Consider the following 17,718-nt stretch of genomic DNA (forward strand, 5'->3'; position numbering starts at 1 on the left):
TGCAGCCTCCGCGCAACAAAATTCGGCCGCGAAAGCCCCGTCCGGTGCAACGGCTGGTTAACCGGGATCGGTGGCGTCCGGTTAACCGGAAAGTACGAAGGTGCGCGTGGTCTTGCCCGCCGGCGTGGCGCCGTGGCGGGGGGCGCATTATCCTTTGCGGAAGGGCGCCTGTCCGCCGGACGCGCGCCTGCTTCCTTCAATGTCCCTTGGGGACACGACTCGGGCGGTTATGAGCATACCGACGGACGGGCATCCTTCTTCGGCCGCTGGCGCGGACGCCGCCTTGCGCGCGCTCGCCGCCGCGAGCCTTGCCGCGCCCGCCCCGGCCGTGCTGCTGCGCCTCGACGGCTCGCTTATCGCCGCCAATGCCGGCGGGCGCGCTTTGCTCGGGCGTCTGCCGCCGCCGGACGAGGTGAGCGCCGCCGCCGCCCGCATCGCCGCGACGCTGCGCCCCGGCCGCCCGGCGCGGCTGGAGCGCCTGCGCCTCGCCGGTCGGCTCACGCCCACAACGCTCGCCTGCTCGCTCCTCGCGGCCGGCTCCGCCCGCGCCCTGCTGATGATCTCTCTCGACGCCGCCCCCGCCGGCCGCCACACCCCTTCCCCAGAGGCGGAGGCCCCGGCCGCACCGCCCACGCCGGAGGCCGCCCCCGCGCCGCTGCGCTTCACCTGGCGCACCGACCTTCAGGCGCGCTTCACCCAGCTCGATGCCCGTCTGGCCGAGGCGCTGGAGCAGCCGGCGGACAACCTGATCGGCCGCGACTGGAGCTTGCTCGGCGCCATCGAAGCCCACCGCGCCATTCTCGAAGGCCGCAGCTTCACCCGCCTGCCCGTCCTGCTGCGCACCCCGCGCGGCGACGCGCTGGATGTCGAGCTTGGCGGCGCCCCGGTGCGCGGCGAGGGCATGCGCGGCTATGGCATTGTCAAGGGCCGCCGCGCTCTGCCGACCGGGACACCAGCGCTCCCGCCCTTGCCGCCGGTGATGGCTCCCGCGAGCGTGGCGCCAACGCCTGTCCCGCCGCCCCCTGCCCCCGTCGCTCCGCCTCCCGTGCTCCCGCCGGAACCGGTGGTTGAGGCCCCCCGCGCCCCGGTGGCCGAGCCGGAGGAACCCGCGCCGGTACGGGTGACGCTCAGCATCGTCCCCTCCTCGCCGAACGTCGTGCCGCTGCGCGGGCCGGCGGAGAATGGCGCGCGGACCTCGTGGGAAGGCCTGTCCACCGGCGAACGCAACGCCTTCCGCGAGATCGCCCGTGCCCTTGGCGCGCGGCTGGAAGGTGTCGAGGATTTCCCCGAGCCCGCCCGCCCCAGCGACGCCCCGGCCACTCCAGCGCCGGCCTCGGACCAGGACGCGTCGGCACCCGCCGATCTGGCCGAAACCTCGTGGATCGCCGACCCGGCCGAAACCGCTCCCCCGCCCGCGCCGGAACCCACCCGCCGCGAGCCGGATGGCCTGCAGCGTCTCATGGCCGAGGGCGAACGCCCCATTCTCGACCGTCTGCCGGTCGGCCTCCTCGCCTTCCGCGGCGACCGGCTGCTCTATGCCAACCGCGCCTTGCTGGAATGGATCGGCCACCCGGACCTCGCCGGCATCGAGCAGGCCGGCGGGCTCGCCACACTGTTCGCCGGCGCGATGACGCCGGGGGCGGAGAACGGCCGCACCCTCAGCCTCGCCACGGCCGATGGGGGCACCGTCGCGGTGGATGCCCGCCTCATGTCCTCCCCCTGGGAGGGCGGCACGGCCATGCTCTATGTCCTCCACCGCAGCGAGCTGGTGGCGGATGCGGCGGGCGAGGAAAAGCTGCGTCAGGCGGAACTCGCCCTGCGCGAGGCCGAGACCGCGAGCCGCGAGCTGCGCTCCATTCTGGACACGGCCACCGACGGCGTGGTTCTGATCGACGCCGCCGGCACCGTGCTCAGCATGAACCACCCGGCGGAGGCGCTGTTCGGCTTCTCCGCGCCGGAGGTGACGGGCGAGAACTTCACCCTGCTCTTCGCCCCCGAGAGCCAGCGCGCGGCGGTGGACTATCTCGACGGCCTCGCCTCGAACGGCGTCGCCAGCGTGCTGAACGACGGGCGCGAGGTGATCGGCCGCGTGCGCGAGGGTGGGCTCATCCCGCTCTTCATGACCATCGGCCGCGTCGGCGACGACGCCACCAAATTCTGCGCCGTGCTACGCGACATCACCCAGTGGAAGCGCGCCGAGGAGGAACTGACCGAAGCCAAGCGCCTCGCCGAGCGCGCCAACATGGCCAAGTCCGACTTCCTCGCCAAGATCAGCCACGAGATCCGCACCCCGCTCAACGCCATCATCGGCTTCTCGGAAGTGATGATGGAGGAGCGTTTCGGCGCAATCGAGAACCAGCGCTACCGGGACTATCTGCGCGACATCCACGCCTCCGGTGGCCATCTCATCTCGCTGATCAATGATCTGCTCGATCTCTCCAAGATCGAGGCCGGCAAGCTCGACCTTGCCTTCACCAGCGTCCCGCTCAACGAGATCGTGCAGCAGAGCATGGCGATCATGCAGCCGCAGGCGAACCGCGAGCGCATCATCATCCGCTCTTCGCTGGCGAGCGAATTGCCGCCGGTGGTGGCTGACGCGCGCTCGATCCGGCAGATCGTGCTGAACCTCGTCTCCAACTCCATCAAGTTCACCCGGCCGGGCGGTCAGGTCATCCTCTCCACCGCCTTCACCGAGGAGGGTGAAGTGGTGTTGCGCGTGCGCGATACCGGGATCGGCATGTCGGAAGCGGATATCTCGGTGGCCATGGAACCGTTCCGCCAGCTCGCAACCTCGGGCCGCGCCGGCTCCGGCGGCACCGGTCTCGGCCTGCCGCTCACCAAGGCGCTGGCCGAAGCCAACCGCGCCAGCTTCAACATCCGCAGTGCGGTGGATGTCGGCACCATCGTCGAGATCACCTTCCCCTCGACGCGCGTGCTGGCGGAATAGGTCAGGGCGCGGGGGCGACCGAGCCGTAGGCGGCGGGTTTGGAGAAGAGCGGGCGCGCCGCGCCGGAACGGCGGATCAGCGCCTGCGGGTCGGGCAGCACCACCGGCTGGTTCCAGTTGCCGCGCACAATGAAGGGCAGCTCGAACGACACATTCTGCGGTGCGCCGGGGGCGGCGCCCGCGACATAGGCGCTGGCCGCGCCCTGCGGCGGCGCGTCGCCGGCCTTGGCGGCGCTCACCAGTTGCGCGACGCCGACGAAATCAAGGTCGCGATCGGCGATGGAGCTTTCCCCGGCTAGCGAGATGCGCAGCTTGTCGCTGGCGACATCGAGCCGAGACAGCGTGGCGATGCCGTTGCGGATCGTGCTCTCAAGCTCGATCTGGCTGTAGGGCGTGCGCCCGCCGCGCAGATCGCCGGTGGCCGAGAGCGGGCGCTGCTCCAGCCGGGCGAGGATCCGCCCGACATCAAAGCCGACCAGCGAACCATCGGTGCCGGACAGGGAGAAGCTGCCGTTCAGTCCGCCGACAATGGCCGCGACGCTCGCGCCGGTGCCGCCCGCGGTGAAACGGAAAGAGCCCGTACCTTCGAGCCGCCCCATGCGGAACAGATCGCCCATGGCGCCGGCAAGCGCGACATCGTCGGCGGACAGATCCAGCCGGGCCTCGGCGCCGACGGGCGCCGGCGAAACATGCAGGGCCGCCCGGAAAATCCCGTTCCAGGCCTCGGCCTCGCCAATGGCCAGCAGGAGCCGCCCGGATTTCAGCGTCGCGCTGGCCGCCATGCGCTCGAGGCGGCCGGCACCGGCGCGCACCTCCGTCGCCGACAGGCGCAGATCGACATCGAGCTGCGACAGGCGGGAGAGATCGATCGTCTCGCCGCTCCAATTGTCGCCGGCGGCATCGGAGATCGACAATTCGCCATAGGGGCTGAGGTCCAGCCGGTCCGCCGCCAGCGAGCCCTGGATGACCGGGCGGGCGCCGTCGAGCCGCAGGTTGAAGCCGCCCTCGCTGACATTGCCATCCAGCTCCAGCCGCGCGCCGGAGAGCGTCGCGCCCTGCCCGGAGAGGATGGACTGCGCCTGCAGCGAGAAGCTGCCGAAGCCCTGTGCGGTCGGCGCCTCAAGGCCGAGCCAGGCCAAGGTCTGGCGGAGCTGTCGCGAGGCGACGGTGAGGGTGCCGTTGGCCACGGGGCCGCCGGCGAGCTTGCCGGTGCCGTCAAAGGCCATGTCGAAGGGCGGACCGGAGAGCTTGACCCGTATCGGGCTGGCGCCACCGGTGAGCAGCACGCCCAGGCTGGAGGCGGCGAGATCGACATGGATCGGCTCGCCGCGCCAGACCACCCGGCCTTCGATCGCCGCATCGCGCCCGCCGCGCCAGCCGATGCGCAGATCCGCGGCGGGAACCACCACCTCGCGCGTGCCGCCATGCGTCAGGACGAGGCGGCCATTGGTGACGGTGAGATCGGCGTTGAACTTGGCGGAGGCAAGGCGCAGCACGCCGGTGGAAAAGGGGTCGATATCCACCCCGCCAGCGAGCGCGAGTTCCGGCTGGTCCAGCTCGATATGATCGGCCCGCGCCTGCCCGGTCAGCAGCGGCAGCAGGTCGAGCACCACGCGGGCGCGGGGCACGGTGAGAGTCGCGGAACCCTCGCCGAAACGGATCTCGCTCACCTCGAGCGCGGGCCAGGGAAAGATCGAGAAGCGGACAGGGCCGTCAATGCGCGGCGGCTGCCCGGCCGCATGCTCGAGGAGCGCCGCCACCTCGGTGCGCAGCCGTTCCTCCGAGGCAAGCTTCGGCGCCAGCGCCGCCCCGAACAGGACGAGCGCCACCGGCAGGAGCAGGATGGGGACCAGTCTTTTCATCAAATGTCGATAATGCCACCCGGATGTGGACCTAGCGCAGCCACGACAGGCTGCGCAAGCGCCGCGCCAACCGGTGGAAAGCCATCCTTCGTTCAGCGCACCATGTTGGGCGTCTGTGTCTGTTTGATGGCCTGACAGAAAGCGAGCGCGCGGCTATGAATTGTCGCGATTGCCGCGCCTGCGAAGATAGACCGGCACAGCGGGAGGAGAGCACAGAATGGCCGTCGCGACCGAGGAAGCACTCTGGACCCCCAGCCGGGACCGTATCGAGCGGGCCGCCGTCACCGCCTTCCTCCGGGCCACCAATGAGCGGCACGGCACGGACCTCGCCTCCTACCGCGATCTGCACGCCTGGTCGATCCTGCGGCCGGACGCTTTCTGGGAGCAGGTGTGGGATCTCGGCGCGGTGATCGGCGAACGCGGGGACGTGGCCCTGATCGATGGCGAGAAGATGCCTGGCGCCCGATTCTTCCCCGAGGCGCGGCTAAACTACGCCGAGAACCTGCTGCGCCCGCGCGATCGCTCGAGCCTCGCCCTCGTCTTTCGCGGCGAGGACAAGGTCGAGCGCCATGTCACCTTCGGTGAACTCACCGATCTCGTCTCGCGTCTACAGCAGGCACTGAAGGCGGCGGGCGTAGGCGTCGGCGACCGGGTAGCCGCGACCCTGCCGAACCTGCCGGAGACCATCGCGGTGATGCTGGCGGCCTCCTCGCTCGGCGCCATCTTCTCCTCCTGCTCGCCCGATTTCGGCGAGCGCGGTATTCTCGACCGGTTCGGCCAGATCGAACCGAAGGTCTATGTCGCCTGCGACGGCTATTGGTATGCTGGCAAGCGCGTCAGTATCAGCGACAAGCTGACGACCGTCGTCCCGCATCTGCCGAGCGCCGTGAAAACCGTCATTGTGCCCTATCTCGGCGAGGCGGAAGAGGTGGCGGCGGGACTGCCCAATGGGGTCAGCCTCGAGGCCTTCATCGCCCCCTTCGCCCCGGCCCCGCTCACTTTCGAACGGCTGCCCTTCAATCACCCGCTGTTCATCCTGTTCTCCTCCGGCACCACGGGCGTGCCGAAGTGCATCGTGCATGGGGCGGGCGGCACGCTGCTCCAGCACATCAAGGAGCACCGGCTGCATTGCGACCTCCATCCGGGCGAGCGGCTGTTCTACTTCACCACCTGCGGCTGGATGATGTGGAACTGGCTGGTGAGCGGCCTCGCCAGCGGGCTCACGCTCTGCCTGTTCGACGGCTCGCCCTTCGCCCCCGGCCCGTCCGTGCTGTTCGACTATGCGGCCAAGGAGCGTTTCGCGCTGTTCGGCACCTCGGCGAAGTACATCGATTCGCTGCGCAAGGAGGGGCTGCGGCCGGTGGACACGCATGACCTCTCGGCGCTGAAGACGCTCACCTCCACCGGCTCGCCGCTGGCGCCGGCGGACTTCGCCTATGTCTATGAGGCGATCAAGCCGGACCTGCACCTCGCTTCCATCTCCGGCGGCACCGACATCGTCTCCTGCTTCGTGCTGGGCGACCCGACCGCGCCGGTCTATCGCGGGGAGATCCAGTGCGCGGGGCTCGGCATGGCGGTCGAGGTCTGGTCGGATGAGGGCCAGCCCGTCACCGGCGAGCGCGGCGAACTGGTCTGCACCCGGCCCTTCCCCTCCATGCCCGTGATGTTCTGGAACGACCCGGAAGGCGCGAAGTACCACGCGGCCTATTTCGACCGCTTCCCCCACATCTGGTGCCATGGCGACTTCGCGGAATGGACGGTGCATGGCGGGCTCATCATCCATGGCCGCTCCGACGCCACGCTGAACCCGCAGGGCGTGCGTATCGGCACGGCGGAAATCTACGCCCAGGCCGAGCAGGTGCCGGAGATCGTCGAGGCGATCGCCATCGGCCAGGAATGGGACAATGACGTGCGCGTCGTGCTGTTCGTCCGGCTGAAACCCGGCACGGTGCTGGACGAGGCGCTGGAGAAGCGCATCCGCACGCAGATCCGCACCGGCGCCAGCCCGCGCCATGTGCCGGCGAAGATCGTCGCGGTCACCGACATTCCGCGCACCCGTTCGGGCAAGATCACCGAACTCGCCGTGCGCGAGGTGGTGCATGGCCGGCCGGTGAAGAACACCGAGGCGCTCGCCAACCCGGAATGCCTGGACCTCTACCGCGACCTGCCGCAGCTCGCGGTGTGAGCGTTCAGCCCTGCGCCGGGCGGCTCAGCCGCGCCAGCAGGATCACCGGCGCGAGGCCGACGAGGACAATGAGCAGGGCGGCGATGGCGCCGTCCTCATAGGTGCCGCGCGCCGCCTCGGCATAGACATGGCTGGCCAGCGTCTCGAAGTTCAGCGGGCGCAGCATCAGCGTCGCCGGCAACTCCTTCATGCAGTCGACGAAGACCAGCAGCGCCGCCGTGCCGAGCGCGGGGCGCAGCAGCGGCAGGTGGATGCGCCGCATCACCCCGCGTGGCCCCTCGCCCAGGCTGCGCGCGGCCATGTCGAGGCTCGGCGTGATCTTGCCGAAGCCCGCTTCCAGCCCACCGACCGGGATGACCAGGAAACGGATGACATAGGCGATCACCAGCGCCGCGCCGGAACCGGAAAGCAGCAGCCCAGTGGGCACGCCGAAAAGCTGCGTGCTGGCGGCGGAAACGAGATTGTCGAAGCTGGCGAGCGGCACCAGGAGCCCGACCGCCAGCACCGTGCCCGGCACTGCATAGCCGAGCCCCGCAAGGCGCGGCACCAGCCCTGAACGCAGCGCCCCGGCGCGCAAGGCGAGCGCGATCAGAAGCCCCGCCCCGACGGCGACCGAGGTGCCTGCCGCGGCGAACAGAGCGGTGTTCAGCGCCTCCTGCGCGACGCTCACCGGAAATCCGTGAAACTGCCAGCGCGCCCAGGCCATATGCGCGAGATGGCCGGCCGGCAGCAGGAAGCCGAACAGCAGCGGCAGGAAGCAGGCGAGCATGGCGAGCCCGGCCATCCCCGCCGTCAGTTCCCGGCGCGCGGGCGGGCGCAGCCGCGCCCCGACATTGGCGACGCTCAGATGCCGGCGCCCCCAGCGCTCCAGCATCACCAGCCCCATCATGATGACCAGCATGAACAGCGCGATCTGCGCCGCGCCGGGCAGACTCGAACGGTTAAGCCAGGTCGAGTAGATCGACAGCGTCAGCGTCTGCACGCCCAGGAATTCGGAGGCGCCGACGTCATTCACCGTCTCCATCAGCGCCAGCGTCACGCCCACCGCCAGCGCCGGGCGGGCGAGCGGCAGGGCGATGCGGAAGAAGGTCTCCCACGCCCCCGCCCCCAGCGTGCGCGCCGCTTCCAGCACCGAGGAGCCCTGCACCAGAAAGGCCGCGCGGGCGGTGAGATAGACATAGGGGTAGAGCACCAGCCCGAGCAGCACGATGCAGCCGGGCAGCGAGCGCACTTCCGGCAGCCAAAGGCCGCGCGGGCTTGAAATGCCAAGCAGGCCCCGGATCAGCGTCGGAACCGGCCCGAGCGGATGCACCGCATCCACATAGACGAAGGCCTGGATATAGGTGGGAATGGCGAGCGGCAGCAGCAGCGCCCATTCGAAGATGCCGCGGCCGGGAAAGCGGCACACCGCGACCAGCCAGGCGGTGCCGGTGCCGATGCCCCCGGCGAGGATGCCGACGCCGATCACCAGCAGCAGCGTCTGGCCGAGCGCATGAGGCAGAACATGGCGCAGCAGGTTGGGCCAGAGATCGCCCGAGCCGTGCGCCGCCGTCCAGACGAGCGAGGCGAGCGGCAGCAGCACGACGACCGCCACGGCGATCGCTCCCCAGCGCAACGCCTTTCCACTCTCCGCCGCGTCGCTTCTATCGGTGACGGCGCTGCTCATACGGATGCGCTGTTCCTCATGCCGATATGCGGCTCCCCCGCGGGGCGCTAGGCCACGCGGGGGAGCGCTTAAGCCGGAAGCCGGCGTGGATCAATTGTCGAAGCCGACCTTATCGACGAGATCGGTCGCGGCCTTGCGGGCCTTGGCGACGGCGACGAGGTCTACCTGATCGACCTTGAGCGGGCCGAAGGCGGCGATGATCGGGTCGATCGGCGCGCCGGGAACGACGGGATATTCGTAGTTGGCCTGGGCATAGATGGCCTGCGCTTCCGGCGAGACCAGATATTCCAGCAGCTTGACGGCGTTCGCCTTGTTCGGCGAGGCCTTGGCGACCGAGGCGCCGGAGATGTTCACATGCGTGCCGCCGTTCTGGAAGGTGGGCACGATCACGTTGATCGCCGCGCCCCACTTCTCCTGATCGGGACCGCCCTTGCCGGAGCGCATCAGGCCCACATAGTAGGAATTGGCGAGGCCGATGTCGCAGAGATCGCCAAGAATGTCGCGAGCGACGTCGCGGTCGCCGCCGGCGGCCTTGCGGGCCAGATTGGCCTTCACGCCCTTGAGCCACTCCTCCGCCTTGGCCTCACCGTGGTGCACGATGTAGGCGGCGACGAGGGCCACATTGTAGGGGTGCTTGCCCGAGCGGATGCAGACCTCGCCCTTCCACTTGGGATCGGCGAAATCCTCATAGGTGATGGCGGAGAGCTTCACGCGGTCCTTGGAGGCATAGGCGACGCGGGCTCGCATGGAGAGCGCGAACCACTCGCCATTGGCGCCGCGCAGATTGGCGGGGATCGCCTTGGACAGCACGTCGGAGGTCACCGGCTGCGTCACGCCCTGATCGACCAGATCCATCAGGTTGCCGACATCGACGGTCATCAGCAGGTCAGCCGGCGATGCCGCGCCTTCGGCCTTCACGCGCTCGGCGAGGCCGTCCTTCACGAACACCGCATTGACCTTGATGCCGGTCTTCTCGGCGAAGGCGTCGAAGAGAGGCTTGGCCAGCGCGACCTCGCGCGTGGTGTAGACGTTGACGACCTCTTCGGCCGAAGCCGGCGCAGCCAGCGCCAGGCTCGCGGCGAGGATCGTGCCGAGCGCCCCACGGCGCGTTCCCAGGATCCGGCGAATCGCCATTCTCGTCTCCTCCTGCTGGGGCGGTCGTGCCGCCATGACGTTAGGTCCAGTGGGCGGTACGAGAGCCAGCAACGTTGGTCAACAAAAACGCGCGTTACTTCAATACCTTAGAGTAAGTCTAAAACAGAACGACTCCAATCTGCCTGCTGCGTTGCCGCAGGCGAGCGGCCGTAAGGCAGTAGCTTGGACAGAACGCGCGGGCGCCGGCAGCGCGGGTGCCGAAAGAACGGGTGATCGCGCGATCACCCGCCGCCGATGCGCAAACAAAAAGGCCGGTCTCGCGACCGGCCTTGACGTGCTCGATGGGACGACGGCGATCAGTCGTCGAGATCGCCGATATAGCGCTGCGCGTAGAGCGGCAGGCCGAGCTTGTCGATCAGGTCGAGCTGGGTCTCGAGGAAGTCGATATGACCTTCCTCATCCGCCATCAGCGCCTTGAAGATGTCGCGGCTGGGATAGTCCTGCACGGTCTCGCAATAGGTCGCGGCTTCCTGGTAGAGCGCGCGCGCCTCGATCTCGGCGGCGAGATCGCACTCGATCACTTCCTTGACGTCCTGGCCGATGCGCAGCGGATCGAGCACCTGCAGGTTGGGGAAGCCTTCGAGGAACAGGATGCGGTCGATGAAGCGATCGGCGTGATGCATCTCTTCGATCGACTCGGCCCGCCACTTGGCACCGAGCTTCTTGTACCCCCAGTTGTCCAGCATGCGGTAATGCAGCCAGTACTGGTTGATGGCCGTCAGCTCCGAGCGGACGCCACGGTTGAGATATTCGATGACTTTGGGATCGCCCTTCATGGCCGCGACCTCTCCTTGGAATTGAGCCGCTGAAGTTTTAGAATAATTCCAAGAATCCGGCAAGGAGGTTTCTGGTACCGGCGCGCATCACGGACACGCCATCAACAGGCGAACCGCGTCGCCAGGTTCACTCGGCGGCGAGAAGGTTGTGATGCGGGTGATGATGCGTCGGATGGCCGTGGCCGGCGTGGCTCGGGGCGGCATCGTTCTGGAGATTGGCCGGGCATTCGCGCGGGCAGGCACCGCAGGCGCTGGCATTCACATCGGCGATGAGCTGGCGGATCGTGCGGGCGCATCGGCCACACTGCGCGCTGCAGCCCAGGCAACGATAGACCTGCCCAGCCGTCCGCACGGTCGGCTGCGTTTCCGTCACTGCGTTGCGGATCTGCCGATCCGACAGAACATTACAAGAGCAAACGATCATCGCGGGGCTGAACCCAAGTGACCAGCTGTCTAGAATTATTCTAAAGACAGCCTTCTGCTTAGTTTCTCGCCCTAATCCGGCCATGCGTCAATCGGGAAAACACGATCTACCGATCACGTAAATGCATAATGGCAACGAATACCCACACAGCTTTTAGTCGTTCCAGAATAGAGGCCTTATTTGCCTGCCTCCACTTTTGAACGCCACTAAAGAAGTGGGACCGCCTCGCTTGTCCCGACCCGATCGGTGGCAAGGCGGGCGTAGAGCAGGTGGTCCTGCCAGCTGCCATTGATGCAGAGATATTCGCGCCCATACCCCTCGCGCCGGAAGCCGGAGCGCTCCAGCAACCGGATCGACGGTGTGTTGGTCGGCAGGCAGGCCGCCTCGATGCGGCGCAGGCCCAGCGCGCCATGGGCGAAGGGCAGCAGCGCCCGCACCGCCGCGCTCATATGCCCCTTGCCAGCATAGGGCGCCCCCATCCAGTAGCCGAGGCTCGCCGTCTGGGTGACGCCGCGCCGGACATTGGACAGCGACAGCCCGCCGAGCAGCACGCGGTCATCCGCACGGAAGACAAGGAAGGGGTAAGCGCTATCATCACGCACATCGCGCTGGTAGCGCCGGATCCGCCGGCGGAACGAACCGCGCGTGAGATCATAAGGCGGCCAGATCGGCTCCCACGGCGTGAGGAACGCCCGACTCTGCTCGCGCAGGCTCGACCAGGCCGCGAAATCCGACATATGTGGCATGCGCAGCACCACGCCCTCGCCTTCGATCAGCGAGGGCGGCTCGGGCCAGGAGACCGTGCGGAACAGGGCCATGGAGCCAGCCGGGACAGGTTAGGACGGCCTCAGACGTTCCGCGATACGCGCGGCCGTTTCAAGAGCCTTGCCGGGACCGAGAGCGGTAAAGGTGGGGCGGGCGCGAGCGACCAGCCCCCGGCCGGCGGCCTTGGCATCCTCCAGCGTCACCGCCTGCACCTTGCCGACGATCTCCTCGAGCGGGATCGGCCGGCCGAAGGCGAGCATCTGCCGGGCCAGCTGGTCGGCCCGCGCGCCGGAGCTTTCCAGCGCCGCGAGCAGGCCCACCTTGGCCTGCGCCTTGGAGCGGGCGAGCTCGGCTTCGCTCATGGTTTCGATGGTCTCTTCGATCTGATCGATCACCACATCGACCAGATCGTCCACGTCCCCGCCATCCGTCCCGGCATAGATGCCGAACAGGCCGGTATCGCCATAGCCCCAGTGGAACGAGTAGACCGCGTAGCAAAGCCCGCGCGCCTCACGCACTTCCTGGAACAGGCGCGAGGACATGCCCCCACCCAGTACATTGGTGAACACCTGCAGCGCGTGGATGCCCGGATCGCGGTAGGACAGACCCTCCAGCCCGATCAGCAGATGCGCCTGCTCCAGCTCCCGCCCGCCACCGATCTCGACGCCACCCTCATAGCGGCTGGGGACCGGCAAGGGCTTGTCGGCATTGGGGATTCCACCAAGGCGGGCCTGCGCCTCCTCGACCACGCGCTCATGTTCCACTGCGCCAGCGGCGGCGACGATGAGCTTGGGCGCGCGGTAATTACGGTCGAGATAACGGCGTAGCCGGTCCGGCCCGAAGGAGCGCACCGTCTGCGGCGTGCCGAGGATCGAGCGGCCAATCGGCTGGCCGGGGAAGGCCCGCTCCTGAAACAGGTCGAAGACGAGATCATCCGGCGTATCGAGCGCCGCGCCGATCTCCTGCACGATCACATTGTGCTCGCGCTCCAGCTCTTCCGGGTCGAAGGCCGGCTCGGTCAGGATGTCGGCAAGCACGTCGATGGCGAGCGGCATGTCCTCGGCGAGGACGCGGGCATTGTAGCTGGTATGCTCCACGCTGGTCGCCGCGTTGATGTCGCCGCCAACCGCCTCGATTTCCTCGGCAATTCCCCGCGCGCTGCGCCGGCGGGTGCCCTTGAAGGCCATGTGCTCGAGCAGGTGCGAGATGCCGTGCTCGTCGCTTTCCTCATCGCGCGAACCAACGCCCGCCCAGATGCCGAGGGAGGCGGTGGCGAGATGGGGCATGGCGTCGGTCACCACGGTCACGCCATTGTCGAGACGGGTGATACGCGGTCCCTTGTCGTCGCTCATCCCGCTCATGCCGCGTGCTCGGCCGCGCGCGCATGGGCGGCGATATAGGCCTCGATGGCGGCAAGGTCGTTCGGCAGGGTGGGCGTGCGCTCCGGCCGCTCCATCAAATCCGCCAGATGCGGCGGCAGCGCCGGGCGCACGCCACTGGCGCGCTCCACCGCGTCGGGGAACTTGGCCGGGTGAGCGGTGCCGAGCACGATCTGCGGCACGCGCGGATCATGCGCGGCGCGCTCGGCGACGGAGACCGCGACCGCCGTGTGCGGGTCGAGCAGATAGCCCGTCTCGCGCCAGACGCGGGCGATGGTCTCGCCGGTCTGCGCCTCGTCGGCGCGGCCGGCGTCGAAATCGGCGTGAATGGCCCGCATCGCCTCATCGGGCGGGGCGAAGGCGCCGGACTGGGCGAGGCTCGCCATCAGCCCGCGCAGCGCGCCGGCATCGCGGTCGAGCGCATCGAACAGCACGCGCTCGAAATTCGAAGAGACTTGAATGTCCATCGACGGCGAGGACGAGGGGTGAACGCCCGTCACCTCATACCGGCCGGTGGCGAGGGTACGCACGAGGATGTCGTTCACATTGGTGGCGATGGTCAGCCGGTCGATAGGCAGGCCCATGCGCTTGGCGACATAGCCGGCGAGCACATCGCCGAAATTGCCGGTGGGCACGATGAAGGACAGCGGGCGGTGCGGGCTGCCCAACGCGGCCCCGGCGACGAAATAATAGACCACCTGCGCGACGATGCGCGCCCAGTTGATCGAGTTCACGCCGGCAAGGCGCAGCCTGTCGCGGAAGGCGTGATGATTGAACATCGCCTTCACATGCGCCTGGCAGTCGTCAAACGTGCCCTCGATGGCGATGGCGTGGACATTGGCGTCCGGCACGCTGGTCATCTGCCGGCGCTGAACCTCGGAGACGCGGCCGGTCGGGTAGAGAATGAACACGTCCGTCCGCTCGCGCCCGCGGAAGGCCTCGATGGCCGCGCTGCCGGTGTCGCCGGAGGTCGCGCCGACGATGGTGGCGCGCTCGTCGCGCTGCATGAGGACATGGTCCATCATCCGCCCGAGCAACTGCATCGCCACATCCTTGAAGGCGAGCGTCGGGCCGTGGAACAGCTCCAGCACGAAGCGGTTCGGCGCGATCTGCACCAGCGGGGTCGTCGCCGGATGACGGAAGCTCGCATAAGCCTCCTCCAGCATCGGCTGAAGCACCGCGGGGGTGAAGGCCGCATCCACGAAGGGGGCGATCACCTTGCCGGCGATCGTCGCATAGGACTGTCCGGCGAAGTGGGCAATGTCAGCCTTGCTGAGCGCCGGGAAGGCGTCCGGCACATAAAGGCCGCCATCGCGGGCGAGACCAGCGAGCAGGGCATCGGAAAAGGCGAGAATGGGCGCCTCGCCCCGGGTCGAGATGTAGCGCACGCGCGCCTCCGGCTGGAAAAGTCGCGGCAAACTAGTGGTGCGGCGGGCGCGAGGCAAGCGCGACGCGGCGCTGGTCAACCCCGGCGCAGGCGCGGCCAAGCATAGGCGGCGAAGACGCCCAGCAGCGTTGCCGCAAGCCCATACCATGTCAGCGCATATTCCAGATGCCGGTTGGGGAAGCTGAGACGGGTAAGCCCGCCCTGCGGCAGCCCGCCCGGATTGGGCGTTCCATCCGCGTCAATGAGGAAGGGTGCGACGCGCAGCACGCCCTTGGCGCCGGCGATGGCGACGGGATCGCGCACGAACCAGCTATTCTTCTCCGGCTCGTTGCCCGGCGTGAACAGCCCGGCCTCCTCCGGCATGCGCAGCAGCCCGGTGACGGTCACGAGGCCGGGCACCTGCCCCTGCGCCCGGCTGGCGGGATCGCGCCGGTCGAGCGGGACAAAGCCACGGTTGACCAGGATCGTCGCCCCATCCGCCATTTCGAGCGGCGTTACCACCCAGTAGCCGGGCCCGCCCCCGCCATCCGGCGTCTTGTCGACCAGTGCATAGACCTGAACCTCGAGATCGTGGCGGAAGCGACCCTGCGCCTGAACGGGGCGGTATTCATCCGCCTCGAAGGCGATCGCCGGCCAGTCCGCCTCTTCCGGCGCAAGCTGAACCGGCTGGTGGATGCGCGCCTCGACCTTGGCGATGAGATCCTGTTTCCAGGCGAGCCGCTCCAACTGCCAGGTGCCGAGACCCGCCAGCACGACGAAGGCCGCGAGCACCACCAGCGTGACGGGCAGGAGACGGCGCAGTTGCGAGACTGGTCTCTTGGTCGCAGAGGACGTCACGCATCACCCGAATCGAGGCGGCCCTGCTCGGCCTTCTTGGCGTATTGCAGGGCGATCATCGTCGCCTTGAGCGGCCGCAGCAGGCCCAGCGTCGAAATCAGCACCAGCGGCGTCCAGAGCATGGCATGGACCCAGAAGGGCGGAGCGAAGGCGATCTCCACCCAGAGCGCCAGCCCGACGACCAGCGAGCCGGCGAGCAGGATGATGAAGACCACTGGCCCATCGCCGGAGTCATCGAAGCTGTAGTCCAGGCCGCAGGACTCGCAGCTTGGCGCGACGGTGAGGAAGCCGTTGAACAGCTTGCCCCGCCCGCAGCGCGGACAGCGGCAGGTGAGCCCGGCCTGATAGGGCGAGACGCCCGAATGGAACGGTTGCAGGTCCATGTCCGGCTTCTACTCCGCTTGGCGTCAGAAGTGAAATCCCGACCATCGTCCCTGCCGCTATGCCGCAGGCAGGGCTGCCAGGGCGGCGACGGCTCATGCGCACACCCGCCAAAGAAAAGGGCGGCTCACGCCGCCCTGACCTCACGCGATGGGGGTCACCCTCAGGCAGCGGCAGCCGCCGCGCCCGCAGCGCCCCACACATAGATGAAGGTGAACAGGAACAGCCACACCACGTCGACGAAGTGCCAGTACCAGGCCGCCGCCTCGAAGCCGAAATGATGGGTCGGCGTGAAATGGCCCGCATAGATACGGCCCAGGCACACGGCGAGGAAGATGGTGCCGACGATGACGTGGAAGCCGTGGAAGCCGGTCGCCATGAAGAAGGTGGCGCCATAGATATTGCCCGAGAAGGCAAAGGCGGCGTGGCTGTACTCATAGGCCTGCAGCAGCGAGAAGATGAAGCCGAGGCCGACCGTGAGCCACAGGCCCCACTTGGCGCCCTGACGGTCACCATGCACCAGCGCGTGGTGCGCCCAAGTGAGCGTGGTGCCGGAGGTGAGCAGGATCAGCGTGTTCAGCAGCGGCAGGTGCCACGGGTTGAACACCTCGATGCCGGTCGGCGGCCAGTGCCCGCCGGTGAACTCGGCGCGGGTGTAATTGATTGCCTCGCCGGCGAAGAGCGAGGCGTCAAAGAACGCCCAGAACCACGCCACGAAGAACATCACCTCGGAGGCGATGAACAGGATCATGCCGTAGCGCAGATGGAGCTGAACCACCGGCGTGTGCGCGTGCTGGTGCTCGGCCTCGCGGATGATGTCACGCCACCAGACGATCATCGTGTAGATGACGCCGAGCAGGCCGACGATCATGACCAGCGAGGTGAGCTGGCCATGCATCCAGAAGACCGCGCCGACCGCCATGACGAAGGCGAAGACCGAGATGACGAAGGGCCACGGGCTCGGGTCGACGAGATGGTAGTCGTGGTGTTTCGCGTGGGCCTCGGCCATGGGTCGCGCTCTCCGTTCGGTCTTATTCTCGCGCCGTCACCGGGGTGGCGGCAAGGTGGCGTTCTGCTCGCATCACGTCGCGTCGCGCATTGTCCCCGGCACAGGGACACTGCGGGTCACAAGGGGGTCTTGCCCGCCTCCGGCTTGCCCGCGGCGACCGGAGCCGCCTTCGGGAAGAAGGTGTAGGACAGGGTGATCGTCTTGAGGCCCTTCATCTCCGGATCCTCGGCCAGCGAGGGATCGACGAAGAAGATGACCGGCATGTCGAGGCTCTCGCCCGGCTGCAGCGTCTGGTCGGTGAAGCAGAAGCACTGCATCTTCGCGAAATAGGGACCGGACTGCGCGGGCGTCACATTATAGGTGGCGGCGGCGGTGACGGGCGTCGTGCCCCGGTTCTTCACCCGGTAATAGGCGAGCTTCGTTTCACCGACGCGCACCTGCATGGAGCGCATTTCCGGGGCGAAGCTCCAGTTCAGGCCCGGCGCGACATTGGCGTCGAAACGCACCTCGACGGTCCGCTCCAGCGCTTCGGCCGGCGCGGCGGCAGCGACGACCGTCGCGCCGCCGAAGCCGGTCACCCGGCAGAACATCTCGTAGAGCGGCACCGCCGCGTAGGACGCGCCGACCATCGTGGCAACGAAGGCGACGCAGCTCAGCGCGACGATGCGGTGGCTGCGCGGCGTGCCGGCCCGTGGGGCGGGTTCAGCGGGGTGGATGTCGGGTTCGTTCGCCATGACGCCTCACAGCGGCCGGATCAGCACGGCCGGGCCGAGCTTCACGATGGTGACGACGTAGAACAGCACGCAGAGTGCCGCGAGAACAGCGGCGATGGCGACCGAACGCTGGCGGCGGCGGCGCTTCTGCTCGTCGGTGAGCACAATGCCGTCGATCTCCGGCCGGGGCCGCTTGTCCTTGTCCGCCATTACCGTTTCTCCCCGTGCCATGT

15 protein-coding genes are annotated in these 17,718 nt (G+C 68.3%); 2 read left to right on the forward strand and 13 right to left on the reverse strand.

What is annotated here, in order from left to right:
• Nucleotides 1-229 precede the first annotated feature (229 nt).
• On the forward strand, nucleotides 230-2,947 hold the full coding sequence (locus OU996_RS20570) for an ATP-binding protein (protein ID WP_420712657.1): 2,718 nt from the start codon (nucleotides 230-232) through the stop codon (nucleotides 2,945-2,947).
• A gap of 1 nt (nucleotide 2,948) precedes the next feature.
• Here OU996_RS20570 and OU996_RS20575 read toward each other — a convergent pair whose 3' ends face one another.
• The gene (locus OU996_RS20575; protein ID WP_267583455.1) at nucleotides 2,949-4,808 is read right to left on the reverse strand and encodes an AsmA family protein; all 1,860 of its coding nucleotides are present in this window, start codon (nucleotides 4,806-4,808) and stop codon (nucleotides 2,949-2,951) included.
• A gap of 217 nt (nucleotides 4,809-5,025) precedes the next feature.
• On the opposite strand from OU996_RS20575, the gene OU996_RS20580 reads away from it, so the two are divergent.
• Nucleotides 5,026-6,993 (forward strand): acetoacetate--CoA ligase, encoded by a 1,968-nt coding sequence (locus OU996_RS20580; protein WP_267583456.1) that lies wholly within the window; start codon nucleotides 5,026-5,028, stop codon nucleotides 6,991-6,993.
• Nucleotides 6,994-6,997: 4 nt separating this feature from the next.
• On the opposite strand, the gene OU996_RS20585 is transcribed toward OU996_RS20580, so the two are convergent.
• The 12 genes from OU996_RS20585 to OU996_RS20640 form a co-directional block, all read right to left on the reverse strand.
• On the reverse strand, nucleotides 6,998-8,659 hold the full coding sequence (locus tag OU996_RS20585; protein WP_267583458.1) for an ABC transporter permease: 1,662 nt from the start codon (nucleotides 8,657-8,659) through the stop codon (nucleotides 6,998-7,000).
• Between the two features lie 90 nt (nucleotides 8,660-8,749).
• Nucleotides 8,750-9,793 carry a Fe(3+) ABC transporter substrate-binding protein gene (locus OU996_RS20590; protein ID WP_267583459.1) on the reverse strand — a complete coding sequence of 348 codons (1,044 nt, stop codon included), beginning with the start codon at nucleotides 9,791-9,793 and terminating at the stop codon, nucleotides 8,750-8,752.
• A 317-nt stretch (nucleotides 9,794-10,110) separates the two neighbouring features.
• The gene (gene bfr, locus OU996_RS20595; protein ID WP_267583460.1) at nucleotides 10,111-10,590 is read right to left on the reverse strand and encodes a bacterioferritin; all 480 of its coding nucleotides are present in this window, start codon (nucleotides 10,588-10,590) and stop codon (nucleotides 10,111-10,113) included.
• A gap of 127 nt (nucleotides 10,591-10,717) precedes the next feature.
• Nucleotides 10,718-11,098, reverse strand: a complete 381-nt coding sequence (locus OU996_RS20600; protein WP_420712658.1) for a (2Fe-2S)-binding protein — start codon at nucleotides 11,096-11,098, stop codon at nucleotides 10,718-10,720.
• A 122-nt stretch (nucleotides 11,099-11,220) separates the two neighbouring features.
• Complete coding sequence (locus OU996_RS20605) at nucleotides 11,221-11,832, reverse strand: GNAT family N-acetyltransferase (RefSeq protein WP_267583462.1); 612 nt, start codon at nucleotides 11,830-11,832, stop codon at nucleotides 11,221-11,223.
• Between the two features lie 18 nt (nucleotides 11,833-11,850).
• A complete protein-coding gene (locus OU996_RS20610; RefSeq protein ID WP_267583463.1) occupies nucleotides 11,851-13,140 on the reverse strand; it encodes a M16 family metallopeptidase in 1,290 nt (429 codons plus the stop codon).
• On the reverse strand, nucleotides 13,137-14,546 hold the full coding sequence (gene thrC, locus OU996_RS20615) for a threonine synthase (protein WP_267583464.1): 1,410 nt from the start codon (nucleotides 14,544-14,546) through the stop codon (nucleotides 13,137-13,139). The genes OU996_RS20610 and thrC overlap by 4 nt, the downstream gene beginning before the upstream one ends.
• 74 nt (nucleotides 14,547-14,620) lie before the next feature.
• Nucleotides 14,621-15,382, reverse strand: a complete 762-nt coding sequence (locus OU996_RS20620) for an SURF1 family protein (RefSeq protein WP_267583465.1) — start codon at nucleotides 15,380-15,382, stop codon at nucleotides 14,621-14,623.
• On the reverse strand, nucleotides 15,379-15,765 hold the full coding sequence (locus tag OU996_RS20625) for a DUF983 domain-containing protein (RefSeq protein WP_267583466.1): 387 nt from the start codon (nucleotides 15,763-15,765) through the stop codon (nucleotides 15,379-15,381). The genes OU996_RS20620 and OU996_RS20625 overlap by 4 nt, the downstream gene beginning before the upstream one ends.
• Nucleotides 15,766-15,926: 161 nt before the next feature.
• Entirely contained in the window at nucleotides 15,927-16,772 is an 846-nt protein-coding gene (locus OU996_RS20630) for a cytochrome c oxidase subunit 3 (RefSeq protein WP_267583467.1), read from the reverse strand.
• 116 nt (nucleotides 16,773-16,888) lie between these two features.
• Nucleotides 16,889-17,506, reverse strand: coding sequence for a cytochrome c oxidase assembly protein (locus tag OU996_RS20635; RefSeq protein ID WP_267583469.1), 618 nt, complete (start codon nucleotides 17,504-17,506; stop codon nucleotides 16,889-16,891).
• Nucleotides 17,507-17,512: 6 nt separating this feature from the next.
• Nucleotides 17,513-17,695, reverse strand: coding sequence for a hypothetical protein (locus tag OU996_RS20640; RefSeq protein ID WP_267583470.1), 183 nt, complete (start codon nucleotides 17,693-17,695; stop codon nucleotides 17,513-17,515).
• Nucleotides 17,696-17,718 lie beyond the last annotated feature (23 nt).

It is taken from the genome of Ancylobacter sp. SL191 (assembly GCF_026625645.1).
Classification (GTDB): domain Bacteria; phylum Pseudomonadota; class Alphaproteobacteria; order Rhizobiales; family Xanthobacteraceae; genus Ancylobacter.

Excerpts from the sequence above, each read along its gene's own strand:
- OU996_RS20570 (WP_420712657.1), top strand. The coding sequence starts at position 230 with ATGAGCATACCGACGGACGGGCATCCTTCTTCGGCCGCTGGCGCGGAC.
- OU996_RS20575 (WP_267583455.1), bottom strand. The coding sequence starts at position 4,808 with ATGAAAAGACTGGTCCCCATCCTGCTCCTGCCGGTGGCGCTCGTCCTG.
- OU996_RS20580 (WP_267583456.1), top strand. The coding sequence starts at position 5,026 with ATGGCCGTCGCGACCGAGGAAGCACTCTGGACCCCCAGCCGGGACCGT.
- OU996_RS20585 (WP_267583458.1), bottom strand. The coding sequence starts at position 8,659 with ATGAGCAGCGCCGTCACCGATAGAAGCGACGCGGCGGAGAGTGGAAAG.
- OU996_RS20590 (WP_267583459.1), bottom strand. The coding sequence starts at position 9,793 with ATGGCGATTCGCCGGATCCTGGGAACGCGCCGTGGGGCGCTCGGCACG.
- bfr (WP_267583460.1), bottom strand. The coding sequence starts at position 10,590 with ATGAAGGGCGATCCCAAAGTCATCGAATATCTCAACCGTGGCGTCCGC.
- OU996_RS20600 (WP_420712658.1), bottom strand. The coding sequence starts at position 11,098 with ATGGCCGGATTAGGGCGAGAAACTAAGCAGAAGGCTGTCTTTAGAATA.
- OU996_RS20605 (WP_267583462.1), bottom strand. The coding sequence starts at position 11,832 with ATGGCCCTGTTCCGCACGGTCTCCTGGCCCGAGCCGCCCTCGCTGATC.
- OU996_RS20610 (WP_267583463.1), bottom strand. The coding sequence starts at position 13,140 with ATGAGCGGGATGAGCGACGACAAGGGACCGCGTATCACCCGTCTCGAC.
- OU996_RS20625 (WP_267583466.1), bottom strand. The coding sequence starts at position 15,765 with ATGGACCTGCAACCGTTCCATTCGGGCGTCTCGCCCTATCAGGCCGGG.
- OU996_RS20630 (WP_267583467.1), bottom strand. The coding sequence starts at position 16,772 with ATGGCCGAGGCCCACGCGAAACACCACGACTACCATCTCGTCGACCCG.
- OU996_RS20635 (WP_267583469.1), bottom strand. The coding sequence starts at position 17,506 with ATGGCGAACGAACCCGACATCCACCCCGCTGAACCCGCCCCACGGGCC.
- OU996_RS20640 (WP_267583470.1), bottom strand. The coding sequence starts at position 17,695 with ATGGCGGACAAGGACAAGCGGCCCCGGCCGGAGATCGACGGCATTGTG.